Genomic DNA, 14,353 nt, shown 5'->3' with positions numbered 1-14,353 from the left:
AAGTGTGCGGCCCCTCCGACCGGTCGTCAGGAGGGGCCGCACGGGAGTTACTTGGTGAGATGGCCCGGACCGAAGGCCTGGGGCAGCATCTCCGAGAGGGGGACGATCCCCGCCGGGGTCTCCAGCAGGAGGCCGGGGCCGCCGAACTCGTACAGCAGCTGGCGGCAGCGACCGCAGGGCACGAGGATCTCGCCCTCGCCGTCGACGCAGGTGAAGTGCGTCAGCCGGCCACCGCCCGTGCGCTGCAGCTCCGAGACCAGTCCGCACTCGGCGCACAGACCCAGGCCGTAGGAGGCGTTCTCGACGTTGCAGCCGGAGATCGTGCGGCCGTCGTCGACGCGGGCGGCCACGCCCACCGGGTAGCCCGAGTAGGGGGCGTACGCGTGGGACATGGCGTCCCGCGCGATCTCACGCAGCTCGTCCCAGTCGACCTCCGCCGGTGCGCCGGCGGTCACTTGCCCTGTCCCTTCCGGTACGGCAGGCCGTCCGCCTTCGGCATCCGCAGCCGCTGGGCGGAGAGCGCGAGGACGATCAGGGTGATGACGTACGGCGTGGCGGCGACGACCTGGTTGGGGACCTCGTTGGTGACGGCGTACCAGGTGAGGACGAGGGCACCGACGACGAAGGTGATCGCGGCGGCGACGTACTTCTTGCGGACCACCTGCCAGACCGCGCCGATGATGAGCAGCAGCGCGCCGAGGAGCAGCAGGGCGTGGACGTTCTCGGAGCCGCCGCGCAGGTTGAGGCTGTCGGTGTAGCCGAAGAGGCCGGCGCCGAGGGCGAGACCGCCCGGCATCCAGTTGCCGAAAATCATCGCGGCAAGGCCGATGAAGCCTCGGCCACCGGTCTGGCCCTCCAGGTAGAAGGGGTTGGCGACGATGGAGAGGAAGGCGCCGCCAAGACCGGCCAGACCACCGGAGATGATCACGGCGAGGTACTTGTACTTGTAGACGTTGACGCCGAGGGACTCGGCGGCGATCGGGTTCTCGCCGCAGGAGCGCAGGCGCAGACCGAAGGCGGTGCGCCACAGGATCCACCAGGTGGCGGGGACCAGCGCGATGGCGAGGAGGGTCAGCCAGGAGACGTTGGTGACGAGACCGCCGAGCAGACCGGCGATGTCGGAGATGAAGAACCAGCCCTTGGCGTTGAGGTCCCGCAGGGCGTCGGAGAGTCCTGGCACCGTGAAGTTGCCCAGGGAGTCCACCGCCGGGGACTGCTTGGCCGAGCCGCCCTGGTGGCCCACGAAGGCGAGGGGGGCGAGGTAGCGGGTGGCGCCGAGAGCGAGGATGTTGATGGCCACACCGGAGACGATGTGGTTGACGTTGAAGGTGACGGTGACGAAGGCATGCAGCAGGCCGCCGATCGCGCCGCCGGCGATACCGACGAGGACGCCGGTCCACGGGCCCCACTGGAAGCCGGCCCAGGCGCCGAACCAGGTGCCGAGGATCATCATGCCCTCGAGGCCGATGTTGACCACGCCCGCCCGCTCGGCCCACAGGCCGCCGAGACCGGCGAGGCCGATCGGCACGGCGAGCTGGAGCGCGGTGGACATCTGGCTGACGTTGGTGATGCCGTCGGCGCCGGTGATGATGCGGACGATCGAGGTGAGTGCCAGGACTCCGGCGATGACCAGCAACAGCACGGGCAGCGACAGCCTGCGGCCCGTCGGGGCGGCCGGCTGCAGCGAGGGCTGGTTGACGTCGGTCGCGGTGGTGCTCGTGGTCATCGGCCCGCCACCTCCTTCTTGACGTTGTTGTTGTCGCCGGAGGCGTCCGCGCCGAGGACATGGCCCGCGGCGAGCTCGGCGCCGACCCGGCGCTGCTGGCGGCGCAGACCCCACTCGCGCACGGTCTCGTAGGAGACGACGACCGAGAGCACGATCAGGCCCTGCATGATGACCGCGATCTCCTTGTCGTAGCCGTGGAAGTCCAGCTCCGGGGAGGCCTTGTCGAGCCAGGCCCACAGCAGGGCGGCGAAGGCGATGCCGACGGGGCCGTTCCGGCCCAGGAGGGCGATGCCGATGCCGAGGAAGCCGATGCCGGTGGGGAAGTTGAGGCTGTAGGTGTGGGTGTCGCCGAGCAGGATCGGCAGGCCCGCGAGGCCCGCCACGCCGCCGGAGATCAGCATCGCGGTGAGGATCATGCGCTTGGGGTCGACACCGCTGGCCGCGGCGGCCGACTCCGAGGCACCCGAGGCGCGCAGGTCGAAGCCGAAGCGGGTGCGGTTGATGACGACCCAGTAGCCGATGCCGAGGAGGACGGCGAGGAGGACCAGGCCGTAGATCTCGCCGGCCTTGCCCATGTCGATGCCGGGGACCCAGCCGGACTCGGCCATCTCGCCGGTGGTGTTGTTGTTGCCGACCTTGACGCCGAAGACGTTCGGCAGCCAGAGGTAGCCGATGACGGAGGTGGCGATCGCGTTCAGCATGATCGAGGCGACGACCTCGCTGACGCCCCGGGTCACCTTGAGGACACCGACGATGCCGGCCCAGAACGCGCCGGTGAGGATCGCGGTGAGCATCAGCAGCGGGATCTGCAGAGCGGCCGGCAGATCCATGTGGGCGCCGACGATCGCGGTGATCATGGCGCCGAGCAGGTACTGGCCGTCGACTCCGATGTTGAACAGGTTCATCCGGAAGCCGATGGCCACCGCGAGGGCCGCGATGTAGTACAGCGAGGCCTGGTTGATGATCCGGACCTGGATGTCGGAGAACGAGGCCTGCTCGAACATGATCGAGAACGGCTCGACCGGGTTCTTGCCGGAGGCGAGCAGCACGATCGCGGTGAGCGCGAAGGCCACGGCGAGCGCGAGGACCGGTCCGGCCACCGCGAGGAGCACGCGCTCCCTGTCGAACTTCTTCATCAGCGGGCCTCGTCTTCCGGAGACTCGGGAGCCTTGCTCGGGGTCTCGGGGGTCTCTTCGTGTTCGAGGTGGCCGGTGGCGGCGCCGGTCATGGCCGAGCCCAGCTCCTCGGGGGTGATGGTGGCCGGGTCGGCGTCGGCGACGAGCCTGCCGTTGTAGATCACCCGGAGGGTGTCGGACAGACCGATCAGCTCGTCGAGGTCGGCGGAGATCAGCAGCACGGCCAGGCCCTCGCGGCGGGCCTCGCGGATCTGGTCCCAGATCTGGGCCTGTGCGCCGACGTCCACACCACGCGTGGGGTGGGCGGCGATCAGGAAGCGCGGCTTGTGGCTCATCTCGCGGCCGACGATCAGCTTCTGCTGGTTGCCGCCGGAGAGGGAGGCGGCGGTGACGTCGATGCCGGGGGTGCGGACGTCGTACTCGGCGACGATCCGGCGGGTGTCCTCCTGGGCGGCCTTCGGGTCGAGCCAGACGCCCTTGGCGTTGGGCCGCTCGGTCACATGGCCGAGGATACGGTTCTCCCAGAGGGGGGCCTCCAGGAGCAGGCCGTGCCGGTGGCGGTCCTCGGGGATGTAGCCGACGCCCTGTTCGCGGCGCTTGCGGGTGGCCCAGGTGGTGATCTCGTCGTCGGCGAGCGAGATGCTGCCGGAGTCGGCGTGCTTGAGGCCGATGAGGGCGTCGACCAGTTCGGTCTGGCCGTTGCCCTCGACACCGGCCAGGCCCAGGACCTCGCCCGCGTGGATGGTGAAGGTGATGTCGTCCAGGAGCGCCTTGCCGCCGGCGGTCTCCAGGCGGAGCTTCTCGACGGTGAGGACGGGGCGGTCGGTGACCGTCGACTCGGCCGTCTCCGGGGTGGGCAGCTCGCTGCCGACCATCAGCTCGGCGAGCTGGCGCGGGGTGGTCTCGGCGGGGACGGCCGTGCCGACGGTGGTGCCGCGCCGGATCACGGTGATCTCGTCGGCGACGGACAGCACCTCGCCCAGCTTGTGCGAGATGAAGATGACCGCGAGGCCCTGCGCCTTGAGTTCGCGCAGGTTGGCGAAGAGGGAGTCGACCTCCTGGGGCACCAGGACGGCGGTGGGCTCGTCCAGGATCAGGGTGCGGGCGCCCCGGTAGAGGACCTTGAGGATCTCCACGCGCTGGCGCTCGGCGACACCCAGTTCCTCGACCAGGACGTCGGGGCGCACCCCGAAGCCGTACCGCTCGGAGATCTCCTTGATCTTGCGGCGGGCCTTGGCGCCGATGCCGTAGAGCTTCTCGCTGCCGAGGACCACGTTCTCCAGGACCGTGAGGTTGTCGGCGAGCATGAAGTGCTGGTGCACCATGCCGATGCCGCGCCCGATGGCCTCGGCCGGGGAGGAGAAGGAGACCTGCTCGCCGTCGACCGCGATGGTGCCCTCGTCCGGCTTCTGCATGCCGTAGAGGATCTTCATCAGGGTGGACTTGCCGGCGCCGTTCTCCCCGACGAGGGCGTGGACGGTGCCCTTGCGGACGGTGAGGTGGATGTCGTGGTTGGCGACGACGCCGGGGAATCGCTTGGTGATCCCGGCGAGTTCGACGGCGGTCACCGATTCGTTGACCGCCACGTCGGCCGGAGGGCTGCTGGACGCGTTGATGGCGCACTCTCCTGGGAAAGGGGGTCGTCTACGCGCGTAGCGCCCCTACGGCATCGAAAGCGGGCGGCGACGCACCGAGACAACGGGGTACAGGGAGCGATACTCCCCGTACCCCGTTGAGCGGACGTAACCCCGCGGTTACTGGCGACTCCGGGGGTCTGGACTCCCCCGGAATCACCCGGTCGCTCGTGGTGGAGCTGGGTCAGCCGGTCTTGACCTTGATCTCGCCGCTGATGATCTTCTCCTTGGCCGTGGTGATGGCCTCCTGGAGCTCGGTGTCGCTCTTGAACTTCGGGTTGGAGTCCGCGAGGCCGACCTCGCCGGTCTTCAGATCGCCCCTGACGATACCGGTCCCGGGCTTACCGTCCTCGACCGACTTAGCCAGGTTGTACACCGCCTTGGCGACGTCCTTCGTCGCCGAGGTCAGGATGGAGTCCTTGTACTTCGCGAGGGCTTCCTGCTTGTACTGGTCGGAGTCGACGCCGATCGCCCAGATCTTGTTCGCGGCGGCGGCCTCGATCACTCCCTGGCCGGACAGACCGGCGGCCGCGTACACGACGTCGGCCTTCTTCTCGATCTGGCCCTCGGCGGCCGTCTTGCCCTTGTCGGGGCTGGAGAAGCCACCCTCCTCGGCCGTCTGGGTCAGGTACTGCGAGAGGACCGTGGCCTTCGGGTTGGTGTCCTTGACGCCCTGCTCGAAGCCGGCCTGGAACTTGTGGATCAGCGGGATGTCCACGCCACCGACGAAGCCGACGGTGTTCGTCTTGGTGGCCTTGGCGGCCGCGACACCCGCGAGGTACGAGGCCTGCTCCTCGGAGAAGACCAGGTCCGCGACGTTCTCCAGCTGGACCGTGGAGTCGTCCACGATGCCGAAGGTGGTGTCCGGGAACTGCTCGGCGGCGGCCTTCACGGCCGTCGCGTACGCGTAGCCGACGCCGACGACCGGGTTGTAGCCCTGCTTCGCCAGGGAGACCAGGCGCTGCTCCTTGTCCGCGTCCGTCTCGCCCTCGGTGGGCTCGATGTCGGCGGTCTTGTAGCCGAACTCCTTCTCCGCCTGCTCCAGGCCCGCGTACGCGGCGTCGTTGAAGGACTGGTCGCCCTTGCCGCCGACGTCGTACGCGATGGCGAGGCCCATGTCGCCCTTGGAGTCGGCGGAGGACGACGCCTCCGACGAGGTACCGCCGCAGGCGGAGAGGGCGAGGGCGAGGGAGGCGGTCGCTGCGCCTGCGACCGCGATGCGGGAAACCCGGCGCATGTGTGGTGCTCCTGTCGTACAGCGCCGGAGGGTACTGATCAGTAGTGCTTCACAGCGTCGGCGCCTTATATGGCTTTCGCCGCAGAGTAACGCGCGTAGACCCTCCGGGTGAAGCCTGGTGGGCCACGTTGTTATGGGGCCGTGTCGCAACGTTGGCTGGGCCGTCCGGGCGCGAGGGCGGGGTGGTGCCGGTCGAGTCGCGGCCGCGGGTGCGTTGTGGCTGGTCGCGCGGTTCCCCGCGCCCTTCGGGCACGCCGTCCTCGACCGGGGCACAAGTGAGGCGGGGTGGGTGTACGTGTACACCCACCCCGCCTGTCAGCACTCTTGTGGAGATGTGACCGTTACTCGGTCTTCACCTTGATCGTGCCGTCGATGATCTCTTCCTTGGCCTTGGCGACCGCGTCCGTGAGGCCGGCGATCTCGGCCATCTTCGGGTTGGACTCGGAGAGGCCGACGCCGTTCACCTTGAGGTCGAAGGTCTGGGTGCCGGTGAGGGGCTTGTCGTCCTCGACGGACTTGGCGAGGGCGTAGACCGCGCCGCCGACGTCCTTGAGGGCGGAGGTGAGGATGTAGTCCTTGTAGGAGGCGAGGGCCTCCTGCTTGTACTGGTCGGAGTCGACACCGATGGCCCAGACCTTGGCCTTGGCGGCGGCCTCGATGACGCCCTGGCCGGAGAGACCGGCCGCCTGGTAGACGACGTCGGCCTTCTTCTCGATCTGGCCCTCGGCGGCGGCCTTGCCCTTGTCGGGGCTGGAGAAGCCACCCTCCTCGGCCGTCTGGGTCAGGTACTGCGAGATGACCTTGACCTTGCCGCCGCTGGTGTCCTCGACGCCCTGCTTGTAGCCCGCCTCGAACTTGTGGATGAGCGGGATGTCCACACCGCCCACGAAGCCCACGGTGTTCGTCTTGGTGGCCTTGGCGGCCGCGACACCGGCGAGGTACGAGGCCTCCTGCTCGGCGAAGACGAGGGACGCGACGTTGTCGCCCTCTACGACCGAGTCGACGATGCCGAAGGTGGTGTCCGGGTAGTCCGCGGCCACGGCCTCCATGGCGGGGCCGTAGGCGAAGCCGACGCCGATGACGGGGTTGTAGCCCTGCTTGGCCAGGGAGGCCAGGCGCTGCTCCTTGTCCGCGTCCGTCTCACCCTCGGTGGGCTCGATGTCGGCGGTCTCGTACCCGAACTCCTTCTTCGCCTTCTCCAGGCCCGCATAAGCGGCGTCGTTGAAGGACTGGTCGCCCTTGCCGCCGATGTCGTACGCGATGGCGAGGCCCTTGGTGCCCTTGCTCTCGCCGTCGCCGCCTCCGCCGCTCTCGCTGCTGGTACCACCACAGGCGGTCGCGGCGAGGGCCAGCGACGCGACCCCCACCGCGACGCGGGTCAGTTTGGAAATCCGACGCATCTGAAGTTCCCCATCTTCTCCAAAGCCCCGCAGCCGGGTGCTCAGTTCGGCGCACATTAACGCGCGTAGACACTCCTGGGAACGGGGTTTCGACTGGCCGTTATCCATTCGTGCCGGTGGCCGTTACGCCCTCGTGAACCAGGGGATCGAAAGGGATGTGTCGGGCCCAGCGCCTCCCACGTCCCTCGCGTTCCGTGTACATGAGGTGACTCCAGCGTGAAGGTGCGCGCGCCGCACGGGGGCCGTACGGACACGCGCACCAGGCTGCCGCGAGGACGGGCGGGGCGCAACCGGAGCCGGGTTTTACCTGCCGGCCGCGTCGAGGACCCGCATGCGGGCGTCGAGGAGGGCTGCGGCGGTGAAGAGTTCCACGCCCACGGTGATGGCGTGCTCGTCGGCGTCGAAGTCGCCCTGGTGGAGGTCGCGGACGGTGAGGTCACCCGGCCGGCGGACGCCGAGGCGGGCCATGGCGCCCGGGACGTGCTCCAGGTACCAGGAGAAGTCCTCGCCGCCGAGGCTCTGCTCGGTGTCCTCGATGGACTTGACCCCGCGGCGGGCGGCCATGGAGTCGTGGAGCAGCTCGGTGACGACGGGGTCGTTGACGACCGGCGGGACGCCCCGGATGTAGTTGATCTCGGGCTTGGCGCGGTGCATGACCGCGACCTCCTGGACCGCCTCGTGGATCAGGTCGGGGGCCTGCCGCCAGGCGTTGATGTCCAGGCAGCGGACGGTGCCGGAGAGCTCGGCGTGCTGCGGGATGACATTGGGCGCGTGGCCGGACTCGATGCGGCCCCAGGTCACGACGAGGCCGGCGCGGGCGTCGAAGCGGCGGGCGACCAGCGCGGGCACGTCGGTGACGACGCGGGCCGCGGCGGTGACGAGGTCGGTGGTGAGGTGGGGGCGCGCGGTGTGGCCGCCCGGCCCGTCCAGGGAGAGTTCCAGCCGGTCACAGGCCGAGGTGATGGGGCCGTGGCGCAGTCCGATGAGGCCCGCGTCGACCCTCGGATCGCAGTGCACGGCGATGATCCGGCCGACGCCGTCGAGCGCGCCGGTCCGGATCACGTCGGCGGCGCCGCCCGGCAGGACCTCTTCGGCGGGCTGGAAGATCAGCCGTACGGGGCGGGGCAGCTGGCCCTCGCGGTGCAGGTCGGCGAGGACGAGGCCGGCGCCGAGGACGACGGTGGTGTGCACGTCGTGGCCGCAGGCGTGGGCGCGGTCCGGGACGGTGGAGCGGTAGTCGCAGTCCACCTTGGTGTCCGGGATGGGCAGGGCGTCGATGTCGGCGCGCAGGGCGAGCGCGGACTGGTCGGTGCCGTTCCAGTCGCCGATGTCGCAGATGAGTCCGGTTCCGCTGTCGAGCACACGCGGCTTGAGCCCTGCCTTCTCCAGGCGGGCCTTGATCGCGGCGGTCGTACGGAACTCCTGGTTGCCGAGCTCCGGGTGCATGTGCAAGTCACGGCGGAACGCGACGAGTTCGGCACGCAGGGCTTCCGGCAGGGTGCCGGGGAGCGACGCTTCGGCATCCCCCGGCAGATCGGCCTCGGACTCTCGGGACATCAGTTGGTTCACCCTCTGAAGAGTAGGGCGATCGAGCGACCTTCTAACCCTCGATCAACAAAAAATCAGCCCGTCAGGGGAAGTTTTCCGGCCGCACAACGCATACGTATTGGCAGGGATGGGTATACCCGCCCGTCTTGCGGTGCGGGTGACCCTCGGAGACGGGAGCGCCGGGTTTGCCCGCGATTCCCATCGTCTAAACGTCCAGGGGTGCCCGGACGATTCCCACACTCCACGGATACCACGTCCACGCCATCTCACGGTGCCGGAACCTTCACCACCGCGCGACCGTTCGGCTACGCCAGGTGTTCGAAGGAGTGACCGGAGAGGGGCCTGGTGAGGGGACGGGGGCGGCCATGGCCTGCGGTTTGTGGGCGCGAGCGAGGGGGCGGGGATCACGGCGAGTGACAGGGTGACGTGGGGCGGTCGGGGTGACGGGGATCACGGCCGAGCCGACGTGGAAGAGCCCCGCGCCGCCGGTCGGGACCCGGGCGGGCACTCCGTGAGGGGTCAGGGCCGCCGCGGAGGCGACCGGGGCCGGCACACCACGTAGCCGGTCACGCCGACGCCTGTCGCACCATGGATTCACCCAGCGCGATGATGACGATCAGGCCGTGGCGTTCCGCAAAGTGGGCGGGGGAGGCCACGCCCTCGGCCCCCCACTTGCCGACGACGCAGATGCCCGCGTAGTCGATCGTCACGGCGGCCGGCCGGATCAGGATCCGGGTCACGGCCTCGAAGGCCGCGCCCGCCGGCAGCAGGGCGAAGGGCGGGAGGGCCGGGGAAGCGAACGCTCCGGACGTCCCCGGAGCGAACACGCGGGTGGGCGGCTCAGATCGACGCCACCGATGACAACCGGTGGACGTCCCGTGCCGTGCCCGTGACGCCGGACAGGAAGCCCTGGGCACGGGGGGAGGCGTTCTGGGTGAGCCAGGAGGGGTCGATGTCGCAGACCGCGACGCGTACGTCCGTTCCGGCCAGCGCCAGGGGCAGGGTGTGGACCACCGTCGAGGGGAAGCTCAGGATCGTACGGCCGATGGGGCCCCGGCGGGCGATGAGTTCCAGGGGGAGGTCGGGGCGGACGATCTCCAGGCCCGTCTCCGTGGCCAGGGTGTGGAGTTTCTCGGTGCTCTCGCGGCGGTGGGCGAAGTAGCGGGTGGCGCCGTGGGCCGTCGCGAGGGAGCGGACGGCTTCGAGGTAGCGGTCGCCGTCCACCACGCCGGTCTCCACGAGGGACGTGCCCACGAGGTCGGCGCCCTTGGTGATGCGGGGCGGGCCGAAGCGGGCCCGGGTCCAGGCGAAGGCGTTGGCGGTGACGGTGACGCCCTCGGGGGTCTCGTCGATCGGCATGGAGGAGAAGACCTCGACGCGTCTGCCCGCGGTCGGGGTGAGGCGTTTGCGGGCCTTGGCGGAGACCGGGGCGAAGATCAGGTCGCGGGGGCCGGGGCGGCCGCCCTTGCGGTGCCAGCGGACGAGGCGTTCGCCGCGGGCGAGCTGGGAGACGAACTCCATGGTCGCGGTGCCGTCGTCGACGACGACCACGTCCGGTGCCCGGGTGATGGTGAGCAGGAGCTGGACGTAGCGGGAGAAGGGGTCGCCCAGGACGATGCGGCTCGCGGCGCGCAGCAACGGGGCGAGGCCGCCGACGGTGCGGAAGGGGGCCGCGGTGCCGCCGCGCGCCTCCTCCCAGCGCACGTCGTGGCCCTCGTCCCGGGCCAGCTCCGCCATCCGGCGCAACTGGCCACGGGTCATGGGGTCGTTGGGCGACAGGACCACCAGGGTGAGCCCCGCGCCGTCTGTTTGGAAGGGCCCCGCGCCGGGGTCCTCGGGCGTGCCGAGGGCGTGGGCGTGCGCCCACTCCAGCACGTTCAACAGCTGTACCGGACTCTCGACGAAGGCGAGAGTGTGGGGGCCGGCGGTTCCGGCGCGGGGGCTCATCGACGTACGACCGTCGCTTCCCTTGATGGGTGGGGGTGGTGGTGTCAGACGCCGACCGGCTCGCCCGCCGCCGCCGCGATCTCCGCCTCGGCGACGACGCCGGTGACACGGCGCAGCTTCTTCATGGGGCCGAGCTCGGAGTCGTAGACCTTCTTGACACCGTCGCCGAGGGAGGCCTCGATGGTGCGGATGTCGCGGACCAGGCGCGTGAGGCCCTGGGGCTCGACGGAGGCGGCCTGGTCGGAGCCCCACATGGCGCGGTCGAGGGTGATGTGGCGCTCGACGAAGGTGGCGCCGAGGGCGACGGCGGCGAGGGTGGTCTGCAGGCCCGTCTCGTGGCCGGAGTACCCGATCGGGACGTTCGGGTACTCGGCCTGGAGGGTGTTGATGACGCGGAGGTTGAGCTCCTCCGCCTTGGCCGGGTACGTCGAGGTGGCGTGGCAGAGCAGGATGTTGTCGGAGCCGAGGACCTCGACCGCGTGACGGATCTGCTTCGGCGTCGACATGCCGGTGGAGAGGATGACCGTGCGGCCGGTGGAGCGCAGGGCGCGCAGCAGCTCGTCGTCGGTCAGGGAGGCGGAGGCCACCTTGTGGGCGGGGACGTCGAACTTCTCCAGGAAGGCGACGGCCTCGGTGTCCCACGGGGAGGCGAACCAGTCGATGCCCTTCTCCTTGGAGTACTCGTCGATCTGGCGGTACTCGTCCTCACCGAACTCCACACGGTGGCGGTAGTCGATGTAGGTCATGCGGCCCCAGGGGGTGTCGCGCTCGATGTCCCACTGGTCGCGGGGGGTGCAGATCTCGGGGGTGCGCTTCTGGAACTTGACGGCGTCGCAGCCGGCCTCGGCGGCGGCGTCGATCAGCTTGAAGGCGTTCTCCAGCTCACCGTTGTGGTTGATGCCGATCTCGCCGACGACGTAGACGGGGTGACCCGGGCCGGCGGTCTTCGAACCGAACGTGCGCAGACGGGAGTTGGTGCTCATGGTGGGACGTTTCCTTAACTGTCGAGGGGGTCGAGAGAGTCGAGAGAGGGACCGAGGATCCAGCCGGCGATCTCCCGGATCGCGCCTTCGCCACCGGGGACGGTGGTGACCGCGCGTGCGGCGCCGCGCACGACGTCGTGGGCGCTGCCGACCGCCACGGGCCAGCCCACGAGGGCGAAGCACGGGAGGTCGTTGACGTCGTTGCCGACGTAGAGCACGCGCTCCGGCGCGATGCCCTGCTCCTCGCACCACTGCTTGAGTGCGAGGTCTTTCCGGTCGATGCCGTGGAGCACCGGGATCTGCAGCTTCCGGGCCCGGGCGGCGACGACCGGGTTCTGTTCCGTGGACAGGATGAGCATCTTCAGGCCGCTCCTGCGGAGGGCCGCGATGCCGAGTCCGTCCCCGCGGTGCACGGAGACGAACTCCCGTCCGTCGGAGTCGATCAGCACCCGGTCGTCGGTCTGGGTGCCGTCGAAGTCGAGGACTACGGCGTCGATGTCGCCGTAGGCGGGGAGGGCGCCGGGGCGGTTCGCGTCGAAGAGCGGCGCGAGGGCCTGGGCGCGGGCGAGGTCGTGCGGGTCGTCGATCTCCAGGACCCGGGCGGGGTCGGTGCGGACGAGTTCCGTACGGCCGAAGAAGCGGTGCTGGTGCTTGCGCAGGCCGGCCGCGTCCATGGCGTAGGCGGCGCCGGTCTCCAGCAGGTCCTGCGGGCGGTCCTGGCGGCGGGGGCGGAAGGACTTGTCGTGGTTGACGCCGTAGCCGCCGTCCGTGTCGGTGGGTTCGAGCGTCTCGCCGTCCACGGCTCCCGGGTGGGCGGCTTCGGCGGTCGCCGGTTCGTCGGCGGTGTCCCGCCAGATGAACCCGTGGAACGGGGCGACGGTGAGGGCGGTGTCGGCGCCGTGCTCCACGATGGCGCGGGCGACGCCGTCGATGTCCTCGCGGAGGATGAACGGGCTGGTGCACTGCACGAGGAGGACGACGTCGACGGGCGAGCCGTGGAGCGCCTCGTGGGCGTCGAGGGCGTGCAGGACGGCGGCCTCGGAGGTGGCGGTGTCCCCGGCGATGGCGGCGGGCCGCAGGACGACCTCGGCGCCGGACTCCCGGGCGGCGGCGGCGATGGCGTGGTCGTCGGTGGAGACGACGACGTCGGTCACCAGGCGGGCCGCCTTGCACTCGCGCACCGCGCGGGCCACCAGCGGAACGCCGCCGACGGGGGCGAGGTTCTTCGCGGGGACGCCCTTGGAGCCGCCGCGCGCGGGGATCACGGCGAGCACTCGGCGCACGGAAGGCGCTTGGCCCGCTTCCGGGTTGGACATGTCTTGGACTCCTTGCGGCTCTTGCGAAGCGGTGGGGCGGCGGCTCACAGCTCCCCCATCCGCCGGATGACGGGCGCCACGCGCTGCACCCCGTGGCGGTAGGCGCCGCGCGCCGCCCGGCGCACGATCTGCCGTACGGGCCCGGCCTGTTTGTCGGCGGCGGGGGCCCCGGGCAGTGGTTCGCCGTCGGGGTCGAGGTGGTGGCGGGCGAGGATGCCGGGCAGATAGCCGGGCGCGGTGACGGGCGTGTAGTACGGCGCGAGGGGCGGCAGTTCGGGCGCCGCGACCAGCTTCGCGATGCGGGTACGGGCCGCGTCGAAGGCGGTGGCGTACGAACCTCCCCCAGACTCCGTCCGGGAGGTGCCCCCAGCGATCACACCCTGGCGGGCCACCCACTCCGGGTCCGGTGTCGGCTCGTGCCCGGCGTCCAGCTGGTCCCAGGAGGCGAGGCAGCCGGAGCCCACGAAGTGGTGGTTGCCGAGGGTCTCGCGGATGCCGAGGTCGGTGAGGACGACGGTGGGGATCCGGCGGTGCAGCGACTCCAGGGCGGCCGTGGAGCTGATGGTGACCAGCAGGTCGGTGGTGTCGAGGACCTCGCCCATGTTCCCGTACACCAGGCGGAAGTTGTCGGGCGCGCCGCCGGGGATCCGCTGCACCAGCTTCTGGTACGGCAGTTCCTCGATGTGTGTGGTGTGCTCGCCCGGCTTGGAGCGCAGCTTCAGCAGGACCTGGCGGTCCGGGTGCAGCCTGGCGTGCTGGATGAGCCGGTTCAGCAGGTACGTACGGTCCCTGCGGTTGTCCGGGACGGACGGCTGTACGGCGAAGACGACCGTGTAGGGGTCCTCGGCGCCGGCGTACGGCTTGCCGCCCAGGAAGGGCAGCGCGACCTCGGTGACCGAGGAGGCGTCGGCGCCCACACCCTCGTACACGGCCCGGAAACGGTCCGCGTCCTGGCGGGAGTTGGCGAGGACGAGGTCCGCGCCGTGCCGCAGCAGCAGACCGTCGGCGAGCTTCTCGTAGACGACACCGACGTAACCGGTGACGACCACGGGCCGCTTCGTACGCCCGTCCCAGGCCCGGCGCAGGCCGTGCAGCATCGCCTGGACGCCCCCGCCGACGAGGGAGAGCACGATGACGTCGTACGTGTCCTCCTTCATGGCACGCAGGAACTCGAGGCCGGTCACCTCGCGCAGGGAGTCGGGGCGAACGCCGACCTCCTGGAGCTGGCGGGCTGTGGGGGTGGCTCGGCCGCGCAGGAGGAAGCCGTCCAGGCGGATGTCCGACTGCTCCGGAGCGAGACGGTTCGCGGTGAGCGCGCCCCATTTCCACCGGGTGTCGGAATCCGCGAGTACGGCAACTCGCGGGCCGTTCGTAGCACTTGCTGGCACATCGAAGACGCTAGGAAGCGATTCCGTTGAACTGCCCA

General features: G+C 70.3%; 12 protein-coding genes. All 12 read right to left on the bottom strand.

All coding sequences use genetic code 11. The annotated features are described in order from the left end of the window. Positions 1-47 precede the first annotated feature (47 nt). Complete coding sequence (locus ACWD26_RS09700) at positions 48-455, bottom strand: cytidine deaminase (protein ID WP_451267972.1); 408 nt, start codon at positions 453-455, stop codon at positions 48-50. Beyond that, positions 452-1,726, bottom strand: a complete 1,275-nt coding sequence (locus ACWD26_RS09695) for an ABC transporter permease (RefSeq protein ID WP_451267970.1) — start codon at positions 1,724-1,726, stop codon at positions 452-454. Before ACWD26_RS09695 ends, ACWD26_RS09700 begins: the two co-directional genes overlap by 4 nt. Then, positions 1,723-2,862, bottom strand: a complete 1,140-nt coding sequence (locus tag ACWD26_RS09690) for an ABC transporter permease (protein WP_451267968.1) — start codon at positions 2,860-2,862, stop codon at positions 1,723-1,725. Before ACWD26_RS09690 ends, ACWD26_RS09695 begins: the two co-directional genes overlap by 4 nt. Continuing rightward, entirely contained in the window at positions 2,862-4,430 is a 1,569-nt protein-coding gene (locus ACWD26_RS09685) for an ABC transporter ATP-binding protein (RefSeq protein WP_451268039.1), read from the bottom strand. The genes ACWD26_RS09690 and ACWD26_RS09685 overlap by 1 nt, the downstream gene beginning before the upstream one ends. Before the next feature lie 250 nt (positions 4,431-4,680). Further along, positions 4,681-5,733 (bottom strand): BMP family lipoprotein, encoded by a 1,053-nt coding sequence (locus tag ACWD26_RS09680; RefSeq protein WP_451267966.1) that lies wholly within the window; start codon positions 5,731-5,733, stop codon positions 4,681-4,683. A 341-nt stretch (positions 5,734-6,074) separates the two neighbouring features. Beyond that, entirely contained in the window at positions 6,075-7,133 is a 1,059-nt protein-coding gene (locus ACWD26_RS09675) for a BMP family lipoprotein (protein ID WP_451267964.1), read from the bottom strand. Positions 7,134-7,436: 303 nt separating this feature from the next. Then, entirely contained in the window at positions 7,437-8,690 is a 1,254-nt protein-coding gene (locus ACWD26_RS09670) for an amidohydrolase (RefSeq protein WP_451267962.1), read from the bottom strand. A gap of 557 nt (positions 8,691-9,247) precedes the next feature. After that, on the bottom strand, positions 9,248-9,508 hold the full coding sequence (locus tag ACWD26_RS09665) for a low temperature requirement protein A (protein ID WP_451267960.1): 261 nt from the start codon (positions 9,506-9,508) through the stop codon (positions 9,248-9,250). A gap of 13 nt (positions 9,509-9,521) precedes the next feature. Continuing rightward, positions 9,522-10,628 (bottom strand): hypothetical protein, encoded by a 1,107-nt coding sequence (locus ACWD26_RS09660; protein WP_451267958.1) that lies wholly within the window; start codon positions 10,626-10,628, stop codon positions 9,522-9,524. A gap of 44 nt (positions 10,629-10,672) precedes the next feature. Further along, a complete protein-coding gene (locus tag ACWD26_RS09655) occupies positions 10,673-11,611 on the bottom strand; it encodes an N-acetylneuraminate synthase family protein (RefSeq protein WP_451267956.1) in 939 nt (312 codons plus the stop codon). Between the two features lie 14 nt (positions 11,612-11,625). Further along, complete coding sequence (locus tag ACWD26_RS09650; RefSeq protein WP_451267954.1) at positions 11,626-12,927, bottom strand: cytidylyltransferase domain-containing protein; 1,302 nt, start codon at positions 12,925-12,927, stop codon at positions 11,626-11,628. A 44-nt stretch (positions 12,928-12,971) separates the two neighbouring features. Then, positions 12,972-14,315, bottom strand: a complete 1,344-nt coding sequence (locus ACWD26_RS09645) for a DUF6716 putative glycosyltransferase (RefSeq protein WP_451267952.1) — start codon at positions 14,313-14,315, stop codon at positions 12,972-12,974. Between the last annotated feature and the right edge of the window lie 38 nt (positions 14,316-14,353).

Source organism: Streptomyces sp. NPDC002787 (assembly GCF_053592095.1).
This window is presented reverse-complemented; position numbering and strand designations above follow the sequence as displayed.

Bases quoted from the DNA above. Each gene is read 5' to 3' on its own strand.
- ACWD26_RS09695 (WP_451267970.1), bottom strand. From the start codon at position 1,726: ATGACCACGAGCACCACCGCGACCGACGTCAACCAGCCCTCGCTGCAG.
- ACWD26_RS09690 (WP_451267968.1), bottom strand. From the start codon at position 2,862: ATGAAGAAGTTCGACAGGGAGCGCGTGCTCCTCGCGGTGGCCGGACCG.
- ACWD26_RS09680 (WP_451267966.1), bottom strand. From the start codon at position 5,733: ATGCGCCGGGTTTCCCGCATCGCGGTCGCAGGCGCAGCGACCGCCTCC.
- ACWD26_RS09675 (WP_451267964.1), bottom strand. From the start codon at position 7,133: ATGCGTCGGATTTCCAAACTGACCCGCGTCGCGGTGGGGGTCGCGTCG.
- ACWD26_RS09670 (WP_451267962.1), bottom strand. From the start codon at position 8,690: ATGTCCCGAGAGTCCGAGGCCGATCTGCCGGGGGATGCCGAAGCGTCG.
- ACWD26_RS09660 (WP_451267958.1), bottom strand. From the start codon at position 10,628: ATGAGCCCCCGCGCCGGAACCGCCGGCCCCCACACTCTCGCCTTCGTC.
- ACWD26_RS09655 (WP_451267956.1), bottom strand. From the start codon at position 11,611: ATGAGCACCAACTCCCGTCTGCGCACGTTCGGTTCGAAGACCGCCGGC.
- ACWD26_RS09650 (WP_451267954.1), bottom strand. From the start codon at position 12,927: ATGTCCAACCCGGAAGCGGGCCAAGCGCCTTCCGTGCGCCGAGTGCTC.